This window comes from Nocardiopsis halotolerans DSM 44410 (assembly GCF_000341065.1).
GTDB lineage: Bacteria > Actinomycetota > Actinomycetes > Streptosporangiales > Streptosporangiaceae > Nocardiopsis > Nocardiopsis halotolerans.
In genome coordinates this window covers 1-1,338 of record NZ_ANAX01000073.1, presented here as the reverse complement: position 1 = coordinate 1,338, position 1,338 = coordinate 1, and the positions used below count along the sequence as shown (strand labels likewise).

2 protein-coding genes are annotated in these 1,338 nt (G+C 76.4%); both read left to right on the top strand.

Going from position 1 to position 1,338, the window contains the following annotated elements; all coding sequences use genetic code 11:
- On the top strand, nt 1-668 hold a 668-nt coding region (locus D455_RS29400; RefSeq protein ID WP_017569863.1), incomplete at its 5' end, for a type II secretion system F family protein.
- Nucleotides 665-1,338, top strand: a 674-nt coding sequence (locus D455_RS35135; protein ID WP_017569862.1) for a hypothetical protein, incomplete at its 3' end; no start/stop codon positions are given. The genes D455_RS29400 and D455_RS35135, both read left to right, overlap by 4 nt.

The following is a 1,338-nucleotide window of genomic DNA, read 5'->3' as shown; positions in this document are numbered from 1 at the left end:
CGGTGGCCGGAGCGCTCGCCGCCGCGGGCTGCTGGTGGCTCCCCGCCGTCCTGGGACCCGACCGCAGACACCAGGAACAGGTGGCCGGGGTGGAGGCCGTCGCGGCCTGGGCGGAGATGCTGCGCGACCTGATGGCCGGGGCGTCGGGGCTGCACCAGGCCGTCGCCGCCACGGTCCCCATCGCACCCGAACCCGTGCGCGGTCCGGTCACCCGCCTCGCCGAGCGGCTGCGGTCGGGCCGTCCCGCGCGGGACGCCATGCGCTCCTTCGCCGACGAGGTCGACAACCCCACCGCCGACCTGGTCGCCGCGGCCCTGGGCACCGCCGCGACCCGGCACGCCACCGACCTGGGGGTCCTGCTGGGAACCCTGTCCGAGGCCGCCCGCGAACAGGCGGCGATGCTCGTGCGGGTGGCGGCGACCCGGGCCCGCCTGCGCACCTCCGCGCGGATCATCATCGGCACGACCCTGGGGATGTCCGTGTTCCTGCTGCTGTTCAACCCCGGCTACCTGGAGCCCTTCGACGGTCTCCTCGGCCAGGTGGTGCTCGCGGGTATCGGCGTGGTGTGGGCGGTCGCCCTGGTCTGGCTGGTCCGTATGTCCCGATTCACCCTGGGGCCACGGGTGCTCTCACCCGCCCCCGAACGCACAGCGGAGGCCGCACGATGACCCCCGTCCTGATCTCCGCGTGCGCGGGGGCCGCCCTGGGCCTGGCCGTGTGGGCGGTGTTGGCCTCCCGCTGGGCCGGGCCCACGCTGGCCGAGCGCCTGAACGCCCCGCCACCGCCCCGTGACACCCGCGTCGCGGAGCCGGACGTCAGGACGCTGACCCGCCTGGGACGGGTCGGGGTCCCGGTCCTGGAGGGACTGGGGCTTCCCGGTCCCCGTGCCCGCCGCGACCTGCGCGTGTGCGAACGCGACCCCGGCTCCTACCTCGCCGAGAAGTGCACCGGCCTGCTGCTGGGGCTGGTCCTCCCGCCGCTGCTGGGCGGTGTGTTCGCCCTGGCCGGGGCCCTGCCGTCCGCCACCGTCGCCGGAGCGATGTGGGTGGTCTTCGCCCTGGTCACCTGGTTCGCCCCCGACCTCTCCCTGCGCGACGAGGCGGGCAGGCGCCGGGAGCTCATGCGGCACGCCCTGGCGGGCTTCGCCGACCTGGTCGTGGTGTCCCTGGCCGGGGGAGCGGGGGTCAACGGCGCCCTGTCCGACGCCGGGGCCGCGGGAGGCGGTTGGGCCATGGGCCGCATCCGCGAGAGCCTGCGCGAGGCCGCGCTCCGGCGGGAGCCGCCCTGGACGGCGCTGCGCGACCTCGGCGAACGCTACGACACCCCCGAGTTCGCCGA